Source organism: Merdimonas faecis, from assembly GCF_001754075.1.
Classification (GTDB): Bacteria; Bacillota; Clostridia; order Lachnospirales; family Lachnospiraceae; genus Merdimonas; species Merdimonas faecis.
The window spans coordinates 1-16337 of sequence record NZ_MIEH01000014.1; the positions used below are offsets into that span (position 1 = coordinate 1).

Sequence of the window (16337 nt, forward strand, 5' to 3'; positions counted from 1 at the left end):
ATCACTCCCTCCTACTCGATTAGAAAATCATACATCCCGTGAAAACGATAGTGCCGTCACTTCTGGCGCCGGTGATGAGATATCCGGTTTCCGTTTCTTTTTTGTATAATCGGATCTCATCCCCATAGAATCCCTGGGAAATATAGTGGATTTCCAGCTCCTTCAGCTCGTTTCTATTGAAAAAGTCAGGAGAGAATACATTTTCCATCAGGGTCACATAGCGGTGGTTGGCCATGTGATGGCTCTTGTCCAGATCAGCATACCGGACTGTGTGGGTATAGACATATTCCATTTCGGACAGATTCCGTTTGAGCCGGGCAAAGGGCCCGAGCGGGATTTTTTGGTCGGAGGCCATAGCTTCCGGCATATGGATGTCTGACAACAATCCGATTTTCTGTTCGTTCAGATGGAACACACAGCTTTCCAGACGGCCAAGGGCGTAAGTTTCATTTCCTGCTGATATTTTGAGATCCTGCCAGATCCTAAGTTTATCCTGCTTTTCGATCCAGGTCTCCATGTGGAGCGGTCTTGTATAATCCGCACGCCTGCATATTTTTATTTTGTATTTCGTATAAATCCAGGCGGCACCGTAGGTTTCCGGCAGCGTATCATTTCCTTTCCCCATCTGGTGGAGATGCAGGGTGGACATATCCTGAAAATAGTAGAGGTAGGCGCGTGCGCCGATCAGTCCCTGGGCGTCGGAATCCCGGAACATGGGGAGATAATCCCTGACATACTTTTTCGAAGCAGCTTCCTGGCCTTGGTAAGCGTCCAGAAGCTGTCTTAAGGTGAGCTGTTCCATCGCCTCCCTGACAGAACCGCCGATCTTTTGATAAAACTGCTCCAGGAGCGGTGTGATTTGTCTCCCAACCGGACATTGGTCGGAGGGGTTCGGATGAAAACCGATAAAATGTTCCAGACCACCTGGCTCCAGTGCATGATAGACGTCCCAGAAAGTCAGATCCGCTGGTGCTTTGTTAAGGTGTGCGCCGCCGATCCCGCGTACGACAGATACGATGCCTGCTTTCTGAAGATCGTTCAGGATACTCCGGATAGCTGAAGAATTGCAGCCGGTGCTTTTTGCCAGCAGTTCGCTGGTGATTTTGGTCTGATCCTCATATTCGGATAAAAAGACCAGACAGTGCAGTGCGACAGAGCATTTTGTATTGAGCCTCATAGTCAAAACCTCTTTCCTGATATTAAAAGCATTATACTTTATTTCTGGAGCGTTGTAAATATTGACAATACAACCACAAAAGAGTATGATGTTGTAAAATATAAATATACAACGGATAATGAAAAGGAGAATTTATAATGAGAGAGTTGACCGAATTATACTATTTTAGTCCCACCGGGGGCACAAAGAAAGCGGGCATGCTGCTGTGCGAGGGGATTTCCTGGGATGTAGAAGCGGTAGACCTGGGGAAAAAGGAAGAAGCTCCAAGGGAGCCTGAAGGGGATCTGGTAGTTGCGGCGATGCCGGTTTTTGGCGGCAGGATTCCGGGTGTGGCAGCAGAAAAGCTGCGGACTTTGAACGGAAAGGGAAAGAAGGCAGTCGCGGTAGCGGTGTATGGAAACCGGGCTTACGAGGATGCGCTGCTGGAGCTTAAGGACATCCTGGAGGAATGTGGCTTTGAGGTAACGGCAGCGGCAGCGCTTGTGGCGCAGCATTCTATGGTGCCGGAGGTTGGCGCCGGAAGGCCGGATGAGGAAGACCAGAAGGAGATCCTGGAGTTTGGAAGAAAAGTGAGAGAAAAACTGGAGAAGGGTTCCCATGGTGCCGTGGAAATCCCAGGAAACAGACCTTATAAGGATGAGATGGAGATCCCGGCAACGCCGATGTCCGCTCCTTCCTGTACGAAGTGCGGCAGATGTGCCATGGCCTGTCCGACGGATGCGATCAGGATTGAAGACGGGCAGGTGATGACCGAAAAGGAAAGCTGTATTTTGTGTATGGCGTGTAAGGCGGCCTGTCCGGAACATGCCCGTATCCTGCCGCCGCCGATGCAGGAGATGATGGATGAAAAGCTTGGAGCGTTCCGGGCGGTCCGCGGTGCAAATGAATTGTTCCTAGGTTGAAAAAAGGGTTCGTTCATGATAAGGTTAAACGGAAAATAAAAAAGGAACAATCATATCATGAATATGCTTTTTAAAAAGAGAAAAAAGAAATGGCTTGCAGGACTTTTGACCTTCTGTCTGCTGTGTCTGTCCGGGTGTTCCGGGGCGGGCGAGGAGTCTGATACCGGCACGTCAGATGAAAAAACAGAAAAGGCAGCAGAGGCAGAAGATCCAGAGAAAAAATACGAGGTTGTTTATCTGGATATGAGCAAGGAGGAAAAGGCCGGAGCCCAGGAGAAGCTTACCGGACTGATGGAGGATTGCCGGGAAATCTATGCCGGAGCAGAAAAAGGCGGCGCTGATGACGTTTCGCTTGCGGAGGATGTGGTGCATGAGATGGTGGAGGCTGCCGCGGCAGATGGAGATGCCGTAACCTGTGCGAGCTATGATTACAATATGCGTAACTATGAGTCTGTGGACGAAGCGCTTCAGAAAGCGACGCAGGGAAGGTCCGGAAAGGCAGAGTTTTATAAACTCACAGTCAGCGGCGCTTTTCAGTATTACGGCCTGGAAGCTGAAGATGGGAAATTGGCCGTGACCTATGGAAATGCAGTCTTTCAGGAAGATATGGGCATTGAGATCCGGCAGCTGGAAAAATTCCAGGTATATGACTGGGAATATACAGAAAAAGGGTGGCTGATCTGGGAGAAGGCGCTGTCGAAAAATCAGGAGATGGACATGCACAGCTTCTGCCGTATCCTGCCGCTTCCTGAAAAATGCAGGGAGCTTGGCAATGCCTATATCCTGCCCGTCAGCTATTTTTGCAACAATCTGTTTTTGGCGGACTGGAATGAAGAAAATATGGACAGCATAGAGTTTAATGACCTGTATGAATTTCTGTATGCCATGAAGTATGGAGCGGAATTGGATGAGGCTGCGTACCAGGGGGGAATTCCCAAGGCAGAGTTTGAGGATGTGATCCAGACTTATTTTGAGATATCCACGGAGGAGTTGGAACAGACCGCAGGATATGATGCGGAGCTTGGCGTTTATCCCTGGGAGCCGGTACGGTCCTGGAACCGGGTGCCGCAGGTTCAGCCGTTTCCGGAGGTGGTAGAATGTCGGGAAAACGGAGACGGCACATGGACATTAAAAGTGGATGCCATCTTGGTGGTAGAGGGGCTGGACTGCTCTTTCAGCCATGAGGTGACCATGAAAGAGGGGAACGGAGGCTGGATCTATCTGGGAAATCAGGTAGATCGGGAGCATGCTATAGAGATTCCGGGATATAAGCCAAGAATGGAATATTGAGAGGTTGGATAATGAAATTTGAAGAATACTTTCCGGTGATCCGGAAGCTGTCAAAGGAACAGCAGAAAAGGATACAGGAGGCGGTAACTGAAAAAAGTGTGGAAAAAGGAACCGTGCTCCATGACGGTGCGGCGGACTGTACCGGACTTCTGGTCGTACAGTCCGGGATGCTCCGGGCCTATATTCTGTCGGAGGAAGGCAGGGAGATTACGCTGTATCGTCTGTTTGAGAGGGATGTGTGCCTGTTTTCCGCATCCTGTATGATGTCGGGAATTCAGTTTGAGGTAACCATTGAAGCGGAGAAGGATACCAGGGTGTGGGTAATCCCGACCAAGGTATGGAAGCAGCTGAACGAAGAATCGGCGGTACTGGCAAATTATACCAATGAGTTAATGGCGGATCGGTTTACGAATGTGATGTGGCTGATCGAGCAGATTATGTGGAAAAGCTTTGACAAGCGTCTGGCCGAATTTTTGCTGGAAGAAGTGTCGGTGGAGGGAACCAGTCTTTTAAAAATTACCCATGAAGTGATCGGCAACCACCTGGGGACAGCAAGAGAGGTGGTCACAAGGATGCTTCGCTACTTCCAGAGCGAGGGAATGGTGAAGCTGTCGAGAGGAATGGTAGAGATTACGGATGCTGCGGGACTGGAAGAAGTGGCAGGGTCTTAGATAACGTAAAAGAGAAGCACAGTCTCTGGAGGGGGGACTGTGCTTCTTTAAGTTTAAGAGATTGGGGGGGGGTTTTCTATTTGCTACTAAATCATTTCCAGAATTTCTTCCTTCGGTTTTGCGCCGGTAGAACGGCTGACCAGTTCTCCGTTTTTGAATACCGCAAGTGTGGGGATGCTTAAAACCCGGAACTTAATTGCCAGATCCTTTTGCTCATCTACATTGACCTTGCAGACTTTGATGTCGCCCCGCTCTCTGGCAATCTCGTCTACCAGCGGAAGTACCTTCTGGCAGGGGCCGCACCAGCTGGCCCAGAAATCTACTAATACTGGCTTTTCGGAATTTAAAACTTCCTGACTGAAATTATCTTTATTAATATTGATAGCTGACATATTTTTGTCCTCCTTTTTATGTTCTCTGTGTTTGTTGTGTTAAGAATACCAGGTTTCGGATTGAGTTTCTGTGACTAAGTCACTATAATAAAAAGAAAATGGGGAAATTTGTGATATGAAAAAGTTGACGTTTAGAGAAACAATTTTCGTGGCCAGTATGCTTTTTGGTATGTTTTTCGGGGCGGGGAATCTGATTTTTCCGGTATCTATGGGGCAGATGGCAGGAAGAAATATGTGGCAGGCGGCGGCAGGATTCCTGGTGACAGGAGTAGGGCTGCCGCTCCTTAGCGTGGCAGCTCTTGGCATCAGCCGGGAAAATGGCCTGCAGGGACTTGCCGGCAGAGTGGGAAAGAAATTTGGCATTTTCTTTACCTGTGCTCTGTATCTGACAATCGGTCCGTTTTTTGCGACGCCCCGATGTGCTTCCGTTTCTTTTACCGTGGGGATTGAGAGGATCCTGCCGGCAAATGCCGTGTCAGGAAGCGGATATATGCTCTGGCAGGCTGCATTTTCATTTCTGTTTTTTGCGGTGGTTCTATTCTTTTCTCTGAGACCGGGAGAGATCATGACCTGGATCGGAAAAGTATTGAATCCCGTGTTCCTGGTGATGCTGGGAATCCTGGTGCTCCGGGCGTTGAGTGCGCCTATGGGGACGCCGGGCGATATGGTCCCGGAAAGCGCCTATGAATCAGGAGCCTTTTTCACCGGACTCCTGGAGGGATATAATACCATGGATGCACTGGCGGGACTGGCCTTTGGAATCGTGGTGATCGACGTGATCCGTGGGCTTGGGGTAAAAGAGCCGGGACAGATCGCCAGGGGTACCGTTAAGGCTGGGATTTTCAGTTCGCTACTTATGGCGGTGATCTACTTGCTGGTGACGCTTGTGGGAGCCCAGAGCAGAGGGCAGCTTGAGACGGCTCCAAACGGCGGAGAGGCGCTGGCGCAGATCGCAGATTATTATTTTGGCGGCGCCGGGATGCTGATCCTGGCTGTACTGGTGACGGTGGCCTGTCTGAAAACAGCTATTGGACTGACGACCAGCTGCAGTGAGACCTTTTGCGCAATGTTTCCGGGCGGACCGGGATACCGGACCTGGGCGGTGGGCTTTGCTACACTCTCTTTTCTGACGGCCAACCTGGGACTGGATGCGATCATTGCTTATGCGGTGCCGGTACTGATGTTTTTGTACCCGCTGGCAATCGTACTGGTGCTTCTGACACTGTGCGGGAAATGGTTTGACAATGACGGGACGGTGCTTAGATGGACACTTGGCTTTACCGGCGTGGCGGCTATGGTGGATTTCCTGCGGACACTGCCGGAAGGGACGAAAGAATTTCTCCATATCAGTGGAGTGACAGAGCTGGCGGAGACGTGGATCCCGCTGGCGGGACAGGGACTTGGATGGGTGCTGCCGGCTGGAATCGGACTGGTGATCGGGCTGTTGATCAGACGTAAAAAACAGAGGAAAGCGGCGGGATAGTTTGATTTGGTAAATAAAAAGGGTACGGCGCTAACCGTACCCTGCTCTGGGGTGACCAGAGTGACCTTGTCGGTCAAAAATTAATTTTGTAAGTACAAAAACGTATTCGGAAAATATCTATATTTCTATGCATACTATATGCAATTCTGTTTTATAATCCAACAATTTATAATTTCATATGTGATTTAGTGAATGTTAATTATAACGCCATAGTTGTCGAACGTCAAGCAGAGACTGGAGAAAAGCACAGTGCTACAGTGTCGGTCTATAGAAAATGACTATAGATGATGAATTTTATGAGAAATATCAATTGGACAAAAAGGGACTTTCTTTATAGACTTAAAGAAGCGCTTTTCGACAAGTTTTGACAGGCAATAAGAGGTGTAAAAAGTTATTATGAGTCATGTGGTATATAAGGACCGGAAAAATACAAATTCCAGGAAATGGGATGAATGTAAAGAAAAATTCGGGAAGGAAAACATACTGCCTCTATGGATTGCAGATATGGATTTTGAAGCTCCGGCATGTGTAAAAGAAGCGTTGAAAAGGTATGTGGAGTTTGGGGTGTTTGGTTATTATGAACCCTCAGTTGGATATGAAGAAGCATTCATCAGATGGGAGAAGTCTTATCATAATTATGAGGCGAAAAGGGAATGGATTCGTTTTTCGCCAGGAGTAGTTCCGGCAATTAACTGGATCATACAGATCTTGACCAAGGAGCAGGAGAGTGTACTTATCATGCCGCCGGTGTATTATCCGTTTAGGGATGCGCTGGTCAATAATCGAAGAAAGATTGTAGAAAGCCCCCTGAGGCGTATCGAACAGGGATATGTGATGGATTACGAGGACTTTGAACAGAAAATTGTGGAGAATGATGTAAAGCTTTTCGTGTTCTGTTCGCCACACAATCCTGTAGGAAGAGTCTGGAAAGAGGAAGAGATCCGGAAAGTTCTGGATATCTGTAAAAAGCATCGGGTATATGTAATTGCAGATGAAATCCATCAGGATATGATCATGACAGGACACCGTCATGTTGTGGCGGCCTCTACAGGAGATTATGATGAGATCCTGATCACACTGACTGCGGCAACGAAGACATTTAACCTGGCGGCTTGTCAGAATTCGATCCTGATAATCCCAGATGAAACACTTCGGGAAAAATATGATGAATATCTGAACCGCCTTCGGATTAAAGGCGGGAATGCATTTGGATACATTGCAGTGCAGAGCGCCTATGAGAATGGAAGAGAATGGCTGGAAGAGGTGCTGGAGATCATCGAAGGCAACTATCATTATTTGAGGGAAACTCTTGAGAAAGAGCTCCCTAAAGTGTGGATTTCTAAGCTGGAAGGGACCTATCTGATGTGGATCGATCTGGGGGAATATATCCGTCCGGAGGAAATGGAAACGGTAATCTGTGATAAGTGTGGTTTGGGCGTAGACTATGGTGCATGGTTTGGCAGTGGAGAAAGTGAACGATTTATTCGGGTAAATCTGGCAACCAGCAGGGAGAATATTGAGACAGCAGCACAAAGGATCATTGATGTGTTGAAAAAATAGAGGGATATGTACAAAGGTGAAGTATATTACAATCAGTAATCTGTCGTTTTCCTATGAAGAAGGAGGCAGATTAATTTTAAAGGATATCAATACAGAAGTGAAGGCCGGTGAGTTTATCTGTATCCTGGGGCAGTCGGGGTGTGGAAAAAGTACATTGCTGCGGCTGCTGGCGGGACTGGAAAAACCAACGGAAGGCGAGATCCGGATCGGAGAACAAAAGATTGAAGGGGCCAGCCTGGAGCGTGGAGTAGTGTTTCAGGACTACGGACTTTTCCCATGGATGACAGCGGGAGAGAACATCATGCTTGCGTTGAAACAGCGTTTTCCAGAAAGATCCAAGCAGGAGCTTAAAGATATTGCGTTGAATATGTTAAAAGAAGTTGGGCTTAAGGAAACGGTCTACAAAATGCTTCCTAAGGAACTGTCCGGAGGAATGAAGCAAAGATGTGCCATTGCGCAGGCGTTCAGTATGAATCCGCCAATCCTCTTAATGGACGAGCCATTTGGAGCACTGGATGCGGTTACCCGTGCAAGACTTCAGGATCTGATTCTGAAACTTTGGGCCCAGGATAATCCGAAAAAAACTGTGTTTTTTGTAACTCACGATGTAGATGAGGCTATGCTTTTGGCAAATAGAATCCTGGTGCTGGGACAGTCGCCGAGTAACATTATCTATGAGTGTGTGATCCCGGAAGATAGGCGTCCAACCAGAGAAAATCAGTTTGAGAATCTGGAAATGCTGAAGATGCGTACAGAACTGATCCGGCAGATCAACCGTGATGTGGCAAAACATATTGAGTAAGGTAGCAATCGGGAGACTCCCATTCTACATAGAAAACAAATTCTAAAAGAGAAAGGAAAAAATTATGAAAAAGAGAATTTTTGCGGTGCTGCTGGCAGCAGCGATGACATTTAGTCTGGCAGCCTGCGGCGGTTCCTCAGAAGAAAGCGCAGAGGGAGAAGGAACTAAGACAGAAGACGGCGCTCCGGAGCAGGAAGTTGTGAAATGGAACTGTGGTACCAGTGGAAATGTTCTTCTGACGATTGCAGAAGACAAGGGGTATCTGGAAGATGAAGGGATTTCTATTGAGTATGTGGAGGCAAATGCAAACGCAGATGCGATGACGTTGCTGGCGACAGGGAAGGTAGACGTGGTATCAAATGCCGGAACCAGTAATCCGCTTCAGCAGATTGCATCCGGAGTTGATCTGACAATTTTCGGCGGACATATGGTGGAAGGATGTATGCCGGTAGTGGCAAAGGCAGGAGCTGAGTGGAACGGCATCGAATCTTTTATTGGAAAGAAAGTTGCAGTAAATCCAAGCTATTTTGCATTCACGGGTGCAGTTATGGATCTGGGATATGAGGATCCGCTTAGCGTAGTGGACTGGGAAGTATATTCTGACTATAATGATGCTCTGGCAGCAGTTGTGCGCGGTGATGTGGCTTATGCGCTGATGGGAACCGGTCAGAACCTGGCAGTACAGGAGATGGCTGCAAATGGTGAGATCGATATCGTAAGTTATCAGAGCGAGATTATGGAAAACTACTCTTGCTGCCGTATGGAAGCACAGACAGACTGGGTTAATGAAAATCCGAATACCGTAAAAGCGATTATCCGTGCTCTGCTTCGTGCACAGTCCTACTATGAGAATAACAAGGAAGAGGCTGTAACACTTCTGGCAAAGGATATCGAGGCAACTGAAGAATACGTTGCAGCTTATATGCTGGATGATGAGCACTATTTTGTAAGTGTAGATCCGCTGAAGAATTCCGTAAAACGTGCATGGGATATTCTGGACAAGACCGGATTCCTGGATGAGAAAGCAAAAGATATCAATATCGATGATCACATCAATACGGAACTGTATGAGGAGGCTCTGACAGAAGCAACCGAGAAATATGGTGACGAGGATCCTGAATTCTACGAAGAAATGAAGACCTTCTTTGAAGAGAACGACAAGTAATAGATGTGGTTAAGGAGAGGGATGCATGAACAAGGTAATAAAATTTATAAAGAAATATTGGATCACGTTCTGCATATTTTTGGGCCTTGTGCTGCTGTATGTTACAGCGACGGAAAATGGATGGGTTAATCCATACCTGTTTCCGTCCACAGAGGCGATCGAAGAAGCATTTGTGTCAAGCCGCGGCATGATGCTCGGAAATATGGCCGCATCCTTTAAACTGCTGATACCATCAATTATCGTTTCACTGATCATTGCACTGGTACTCGGGACAATCATGGGGATGAATAAAAGGGTTCGGGAGGTTTTGCATCCGGTTATCTATGCGTTCAGTGTGATACCATCTATCCTGCTGTCACCCTTTGTACTTCTGATGGCGCCGAGCCTGTTTTCGGCATCGGTGTTCCTGATTGTTTATAATATTGTGTGGGCAACCTTATTTGCCACCATTACAGGTATTATGACCATTGACAAGCGTTATTTGGATAAAGCGGCAACCTTGGAACTGACTGGTTTCAAGCGGATGACCAAGGTTATTCTGCCAGCGGCAAGCCCTTCCATCATGGCTGGGTTTGTCAATTCCCTGCGAAGCTCGTTTGTAATGCTGGTATTCGCAGAAATGTACGGGGCAGGAGAAGGCATGGGATATTTTGTAAAAAAATATGCAGAATTAGGCATCTTTGCAAATACCTGGGTCGGATTCGTGTTTATGGTCATTGTGCTGGTTATTGTGATGCAGATATTTGAAATGTTGAAAAAACATATGCTGAAGTGGACGATAGACGAAAAATAAAAAAGAAGAATACCGCCGTTTCGCGGGACCTAGAAAGTCCTGCGAGACGGCGGTGTTTTTATGTTTACTGCAGATATTTCTCCATTTTTTCATCATATTTGGTTTTTAGACAGTTTCCGGTAATGATCATGATGATGGCAATGGTGATTGTCAGAGCCTTTCGCCAGGTATCCGGCGAGTATAGGCAGCCAAGGATAAGGCCGGTTCCGGCACCGTTTAGGAAATCAATGATTTTCTTTTCGCGCCGGAGTTTCCCCAGAGAACGTTCTTTGTCGATTTGTAGGATCATTTGCTGGTCACTCTTGAGAAGCTGATCCAGAGAAACGTTAAATTGATCGCTGATATTGACTAAGATCTGTAAGTCTGGATAATTCTTCTCATTCTCCCAGTTTGATACGGTCTGCCTGGTGACATGAAACAGTGCTCCAAATTCTTCTTGGGTAAGGCCTTGAGTCTTCCGTATTTCTGTGATGGCATTTCCGATATTCATATACGTCATCCCTTCCGTAGCGCTAAGATGTTTTAGGTTCTTGCCTTCATTATCGGAGAAGAAGAAGGAAAAGTAAAGCAAGGAACTCTTGACAGCAAGGTTTCTAGCTATTTGAACCCTTTTCATATTGTTTCAGTAGTCTTTTTGCTTCCTCCTGCATCATTTGTACGACAGATTCCGGCCCGGTGATACGGATATCGCTGCCAAGGCTTATGATCCAGCCGAGAAACTGGGGGCTGACAGCTACATTGACATGGGCGGTAAAGGATCCGTCCGATTTTGGGAACATAGGAATATCCTTGCCGAAACGGTCGATGAGGATTCCGGCCATGTAGTTTTTGGCCTCCAGGGAGACGTTCGTCTCCTCCCCTCCGAACATGCCGAACAGCTGCCTAGAGTAGCGGGAAATGTCAAAATGTTTCATCTGTTCCTGTCCTTCCCGTTTCTGCCCGTCCGGGGAGATATTCAACATCTTGTCAACACGGTAATGACGGAGCTTTTGCGAAGCAGAGTCGTAACCGACCATATAGTAATTTTCATTATCCCATACCAGCGCCCAGGGGCTGACATGATAGCTGGCTCCGTCGTGGCGCAGCACCATTTCTTTCCAGACATTCCATTGAAAATACTGAAACTGGATCCGGGAGTCGCTGCTAATGGCAGCATGGATCTTGTCCACATTATAATAGACGCTTTCATTCATAGTCTTGATCCGTCCGGAGATCAGCACCTGGCGGTGCAGCTGCCCGGCCTCGTGTCTGCTGACCAGGCTCTCCAGTTTGTTGATCAGGGCCTGGGATTTTCGTTCTGTAATGAATTTGGCAGACTGGACGGTATCCACGAGCAGTTTTAATTCCGCCAGCTCAAACTCCCGGCTGCCGATATAGTAGAACCAGTCATTCCCATGACGTTCGGACAGGACGTCGATGCCGAAGGTGCGGAGTTCTTCGAAATCTGTATATAAAGTTTTGCGGTCAGCATTTACACCGTGGGAAGCCAGCCGATCTAAGAGTTCCTGCCGGGTCAGACCGTGTGACTCGTCTGTCTCCTCCATCAGGATCTTTAACAGATACAAAAGCTTTAGTTTCTGATTTTTTCCTTTTGCCATTTAAGCACCTGCCTTCTTTTAAGTTTATCCATGGAGAATTTCCTGTGTTTTTTTAATCATATCAGAAAAAAATTTAGAAAGGAAGAGTGGAAGGGGAGTTTTTTGGACACCATGAACGGTAAACTATAACCATAGAAACAAAAAGTAAGCACGGCAGGTCTTCTGCCAGAATAAAAAAGAAAGAAGGTTTCAATGATGAAGGGCTATTTTGTAAGCAATGGTTATATGGGATGTGTGGATGGAACATATATTTTATTTGCAAGTGAAGCAGATTATCTGGATTACATCAGCGAATAAAAAATATAAATGCTCAAAAATGGATAAAACGGGTAATTTAATCCGAAAACGGTTGACAAATATATACAGAGGGGATATGATAAGAAAAAGGAAAAAGAGAGGGGATCTGGATGCTGTACGAAAAATTAAGTGAGAGAAAAAAAGAATTAGGCATGACTACAGAGCAGCTTTCCCAGCTGTCAGGGGTACCGGTGGGAACGATCAATAAGATCTTAAGCGGAGAGACCAGGTCGCCCCGTTATGCGACCTGGCAGGCACTTGAAAGAGTTCTGTATGGAGCAGGAGGATCAGAGACAGGAAGTGCAGAGGAAAGCCGGAATGTGCCGGGGGGATCCTGGGACACGGCTTATGGAAATCCTCCGGACGTAGTCCGGGAAGCGGTGACTCCGTATCTTACAAAAAGACAGGGCGAGTATACGGTGGAGGATTACCGGAAGCTGCCGGAGGATGTGCGGGCAGAGCTGATCGATGGGGAGCTGATATTTCTGGAGACACCCACCTTTACGCACCAGGAGCTTGTTACGGAGCTTTTGTTTGAGATAAAACTGTACATTCATAAAAATAAGGGTCCCTGCCGGGTCCTTCCGTCGCCTCTGGACGTACAGCTTGACTGTGACAACCGGACCATGGTACAGCCGGATATCGCACTGATCTGCCGGAATGAAAGAATCACAAGAAAAGGGATCTATGGAGCGCCGGATTTTTGTATCGAGATCGTGTCGGATTCCAGCAGGAAAAGGGATTACGGGGTCAAGATGCAGAAATATATGAATGCCGGAGTCCGGGAATATTGGATTGTGGACCGGAAGAGGGAAAAGGTCATCTGCTACTGGTTTGAGGGCGAGGATGCGCCGGAGATCACCATGTATTCCTTCCGGGACCGGGTGCCTGTCAGAATTTATGACGGCAGTCTGGAGGTGGATTTCCCAGGGATCCTGGAGCGGCTGTGGAAGGAAGAATAAAAAGAAAAACGGTGATACGAAAGAGAAATAAAGAGGCGGAAGACCAGGGAGGTCCTCCGCCTTGTGAGTTCCAATGCTATTGTTGTCTGGCCGGTGTTTCAGCCGAAGGCATATGATAGTAATGTGCATAGATTCCTCCAAGCTTTAACAGCTCTTCGTGGGTGCCCCGCTCAGCGATGCCGTTGTCTGCCACCACAAGGATCTCATCGGCGTTCTGTATCGTGGAGAGCCGATGGGCGATGGTGATGGTAGTACGGTTATGAGACAGGGTATCCAGGCTTTTCTGGATCCAGCGTTCGCTCTCATTGTCCAGAGCGCTGGTGGCTTCATCCAGGATCAGGATCGGCGGATTCTTTAAGAAGACTCTGGCAATAGAGATCCGCTGTTTCTGGCCGCCGGAAAGCCTTGTCCCCCGTTCTCCCACATAGGTGTCATAGCCGTCAGGCAGACTTTCGATGAAGTCATGGATATTAGCCTTCTTTGCAGCGTCGATGATCTCGTCCATAGAAGCGCCTGGTTTGCCGTAGCCTATATTTTCCTTGATGGTTCCGCAGAACAGGTAGACATCCTGCTGGACGATACCGATCTGATTTCGAAGAGAGGAAAGTGTCAGTCCCCGGACATCTTTCCCATCAATCAGTACCTGGCCGCCGGTTACATCATAGAACCGGGGAAGCAGATTGCAAATGGTAGATTTTCCAGAGCCAGACGGCCCTACCAGAGCGATCGAACGCCCTGCGGGGATCTCAAAGGATACATTTTCCAGGACCGGTGCATCGTCATCCGGATAGTGGAAAGATACGTTTTTGTAGGAAACATTTCCCTGGATATCGGTGAGCGACTGTGCGTCAGGAGCGTCTTTGATATCTGTTTCGGTCTCCATCACGTCCAGGTAACGGCGGAATCCGGACATACCCTTTTGCATCATTTCCATCAGCTCTACCAGGATCTGGATCGGACTGATAAAGATGCCGATATAGAGCGCGTACATGGACAGGTCTACCACATCCATTCGTCCGTGGGCGATCAGATAGCCGCCGTAGACAAAAGTTACCAGATACATCATACCCTGGAAGAACAGGTTTCCTCCGGTAAAGTCACCCATGCATTTGTAGTTGGCGTCCTTGGAAAGCAGGAAGCCATGGTTGCTCCTGGCAAATTTCTCCCGCTCAATATCTTCATTCGCAAAGGACTGTACAACGCGGATCCCGGCCAGAGTATCCTGGAGACTAGCGTTGACGTCCCCGATTTTACGGCGGTTATCCAGGAAGGTGGCCTGCATCCGTTTATTCTGGCTGATGGAAAATACCAGCATACAGAGAACCAGAACGGACAGCGGGATTGCCAGCTGCCAGTTGATCATGAACAGGAAAATAAAGGATCCTACGATCTTGATCAGGGAAATAAACAGGTTTTCCGGTCCGTGATGGGCGAACTCTGCTATGTCGAAAAGATCAGAGACCAGCTTGCTCATCATCTGTCCGGAATTATTCTGGGCATAGTAGGAAAAAGAAAGGGTCTCGTAGTGGTCGAAAAGCTTTGCCCGCATATCCCGTTCCATATGGGCGCCCATCATATGTCCCTGGTAGCTGATGTAGTATTTGCAGAGGCTCTGGAGAACATACATGATGAAAAGGCCAATGGCAATGGGAAGGAGTGCGGACAGGATGGCCTCTGTGCCCCGGGTAAACAGCCCGTTTATGGCGCTTCTTAGAAACTGGGGGTATAGAAGATCCACAACACTGATAAAGGTGGCGCACAGAAGATCCAGGAAAAAGACGCCTTTATAAGGTTTATAATATTGAATAAATTTTTTTAATGTACTCATATACAGCTTCCTCTCATGACAGAACTATTTCAAAAGATATTCGCATATGCAGGGGAATATCCCCTGGCATCATATTATAACACCGGATACCGGGGAGAGGTCAACTGTAAAAAGGATGAAAATATATCATTCAGCGTGTTTATGCGACTAATGCGGAAGTGTGCTTCTGCATGGCCAGTTGTTTTCTGAATAAGGTACGGAAAATCAGCCGTACCAGCGGTCCCACATAAAAGATCTGGGCGCAGAGTGCAAACGGGAAATTCTGTATCAGTTTGGTAAGCCAGTGGTCCAGAAGCCCTGGAGTAAGTCCCATGTGATAAATGGAAACGTACAGAGTCATCATAGGCGCCATCATGGAGACAGTAAATCCGGCAGTGGCGAGGATGATGAAGATAGGTTTATACTCTCCTTGAGTGAAGAGCCGGGAAACCAGGCGCTTCACAACGGGGGAAGCGATATAACGCTGGGCGATGAAAGCGCCGATGCCCTCGGGCCACATATGGGTCAGGGCATAGCCAAAGGTGGAAAGGGTGATATCTCTCTCCAGACCGGCGTTATAGAAAGTCATAACGTATACAAAGATAAGTACCATAAGGATCGTAAAAACGATATCTTGAAATTTTGTCTGTGGCATTGTTTTCCCTCCTGAAAATGAAAAATTGCAACAAAAAAACGCGCCTGTATCAGACAACTGGACTTACGCTTCTGATACTGCACGTTGTTGGTTTCTTTTGAACTGTCTTCAAAAATCAAAAAGTAGTCTAACATAAAAGAAATGAAAAAGTCAAAAGAAATTTTTCTGTTGGATGAATTTTTTTGAATTTATGGTGAGACGGTGTTATACTAGTTAAAAAGTAAAAAGGAGATGCTTGGCAATGTTAAATGAAAAAGTTTCTGAGTTATTAAATACGCAGGTAAACAAGGAATTTTATTCCGCATATCTCTATCTGAGTTTTGCGAATTTCTATAAAGAGCAGGGCCTGGACGGCTTTGCAAACTGGTACCAGATCCAGGCTCAGGAGGAGCGGGATCACGCAATGCTGTTCATTCAGTATATGCAGAATAATGATGTGCCGGTAACCTTTGATGCGATCGACAAACCGGATGCGGCGCTGAATGACAAGATGGATCCGCTGAAGGCGGGGTATGAGCATGAGCAGTATGTGACCGGACTCATCCATGCGATCTATGAGGCGGCTTATGAGGTAAAGGATTTCCGTACTATGCAGTTTTTAGACTGGTTTGTAAAGGAGCAGGGCGAGGAAGAGACTAATGCCAGTGACCTGATCAAAAAGATGGAACTGTTCGGCGGGGACGCAAAGAGTCTCTATATGCTGGATCAGGAGCTGGGCGGACGTGTTTACGCGGCTCCGTCTCTTACATTATAAAACATACCAGAAGAGGCAGGGATGAATAG

At 47.4% G+C, this 16337-nt stretch carries 16 protein-coding genes; 10 read left to right on the top strand and 6 right to left on the bottom strand.

Features of this window, described 5'->3' with window-relative positions; genetic code table 11:
* Positions 1-19: 19 nt before the first annotated feature.
* The gene (locus BKD12_RS05815) at positions 20-1177 is read right to left on the bottom strand and encodes an Rrf2 family transcriptional regulator (protein ID WP_070088378.1); all 1158 of its coding nucleotides are present in this window, start codon (positions 1175-1177) and stop codon (positions 20-22) included.
* Between the two features lie 137 nt (positions 1178-1314).
* On the opposite strand from BKD12_RS05815, the gene BKD12_RS05820 reads away from it, so the two are divergent.
* From BKD12_RS05820 to BKD12_RS05830, 3 genes are read left to right on the top strand one after another with little or no spacing between them, the layout of a single operon-like run.
* Positions 1315-2079 carry an EFR1 family ferrodoxin gene (locus BKD12_RS05820; protein WP_070088379.1) on the top strand — a complete coding sequence of 255 codons (765 nt, stop codon included), beginning with the start codon at positions 1315-1317 and terminating at the stop codon, positions 2077-2079.
* A 57-nt stretch (positions 2080-2136) separates the two neighbouring features.
* A complete protein-coding gene (locus BKD12_RS05825) occupies positions 2137-3369 on the top strand; it encodes a DUF6070 family protein (RefSeq protein WP_242872720.1) in 1233 nt (410 codons plus the stop codon).
* A gap of 11 nt (positions 3370-3380) precedes the next feature.
* The gene (locus tag BKD12_RS05830; RefSeq protein ID WP_070088380.1) at positions 3381-4040 is read left to right on the top strand and encodes a Crp/Fnr family transcriptional regulator; all 660 of its coding nucleotides are present in this window, start codon (positions 3381-3383) and stop codon (positions 4038-4040) included.
* Between the two features lie 86 nt (positions 4041-4126).
* Here the strand turns inward: BKD12_RS05830 and trxA are convergent, their stop codons facing one another.
* Positions 4127-4432, bottom strand: a complete 306-nt coding sequence (gene trxA, locus BKD12_RS05835) for a thioredoxin (protein WP_070088381.1) — start codon at positions 4430-4432, stop codon at positions 4127-4129.
* Positions 4433-4547: 115 nt separating this feature from the next.
* On the opposite strand from trxA, the gene brnQ reads away from it, so the two are divergent.
* The 5 genes from brnQ to BKD12_RS05860 all read left to right on the top strand — a co-directional run bounded on the left by brnQ (position 4548) and on the right by BKD12_RS05860 (position 10235).
* Positions 4548-5915, top strand: a complete 1368-nt coding sequence (brnQ, locus tag BKD12_RS05840; protein WP_070088382.1) for a branched-chain amino acid transport system II carrier protein — start codon at positions 4548-4550, stop codon at positions 5913-5915.
* 396 nt (positions 5916-6311) lie between these two features.
* Positions 6312-7475, top strand: coding sequence for a MalY/PatB family protein (locus BKD12_RS05845; protein WP_070088383.1), 1164 nt, complete (start codon positions 6312-6314; stop codon positions 7473-7475).
* A gap of 16 nt (positions 7476-7491) precedes the next feature.
* Complete coding sequence (locus BKD12_RS05850; protein ID WP_083262853.1) at positions 7492-8277, top strand: ABC transporter ATP-binding protein; 786 nt, start codon at positions 7492-7494, stop codon at positions 8275-8277.
* A gap of 64 nt (positions 8278-8341) precedes the next feature.
* A complete protein-coding gene (locus BKD12_RS05855; RefSeq protein WP_070088385.1) occupies positions 8342-9442 on the top strand; it encodes an ABC transporter substrate-binding protein in 1101 nt (366 codons plus the stop codon).
* Between the two features lie 25 nt (positions 9443-9467).
* A complete protein-coding gene (locus BKD12_RS05860) occupies positions 9468-10235 on the top strand; it encodes an ABC transporter permease (protein WP_070088386.1) in 768 nt (255 codons plus the stop codon).
* A 64-nt stretch (positions 10236-10299) separates the two neighbouring features.
* Here the strand turns inward: BKD12_RS05860 and BKD12_RS05865 are convergent, their stop codons facing one another.
* Both BKD12_RS05865 and BKD12_RS05870 read right to left on the bottom strand, forming a co-directional pair.
* Entirely contained in the window at positions 10300-10725 is a 426-nt protein-coding gene (locus BKD12_RS05865) for a helix-turn-helix domain-containing protein (RefSeq protein ID WP_083262871.1), read from the bottom strand.
* Between the two features lie 103 nt (positions 10726-10828).
* On the bottom strand, positions 10829-11833 hold the full coding sequence (locus BKD12_RS05870) for a helix-turn-helix transcriptional regulator (protein ID WP_070088388.1): 1005 nt from the start codon (positions 11831-11833) through the stop codon (positions 10829-10831).
* A 407-nt stretch (positions 11834-12240) separates the two neighbouring features.
* Between BKD12_RS05870 and BKD12_RS05875 the strand changes: the two genes are divergently transcribed.
* Positions 12241-13092 carry a Uma2 family endonuclease gene (locus BKD12_RS05875; RefSeq protein ID WP_070088389.1) on the top strand — a complete coding sequence of 284 codons (852 nt, stop codon included), beginning with the start codon at positions 12241-12243 and terminating at the stop codon, positions 13090-13092.
* Positions 13093-13168: 76 nt separating this feature from the next.
* On the opposite strand, the gene BKD12_RS05880 is transcribed toward BKD12_RS05875, so the two are convergent.
* Positions 13169-14920, bottom strand: a complete 1752-nt coding sequence (locus BKD12_RS05880; RefSeq protein WP_070088390.1) for an ABC transporter ATP-binding protein — start codon at positions 14918-14920, stop codon at positions 13169-13171.
* Between the two features lie 139 nt (positions 14921-15059).
* Positions 15060-15554, bottom strand: coding sequence for a DUF2798 domain-containing protein (locus BKD12_RS05885; RefSeq protein ID WP_070088391.1), 495 nt, complete (start codon positions 15552-15554; stop codon positions 15060-15062).
* A 241-nt stretch (positions 15555-15795) separates the two neighbouring features.
* Between BKD12_RS05885 and BKD12_RS05890 the strand changes: the two genes are divergently transcribed.
* A complete protein-coding gene (locus tag BKD12_RS05890; protein WP_070088392.1) occupies positions 15796-16308 on the top strand; it encodes a ferritin in 513 nt (170 codons plus the stop codon).
* The last annotated feature ends 29 nt before the right edge of the window (positions 16309-16337 follow it).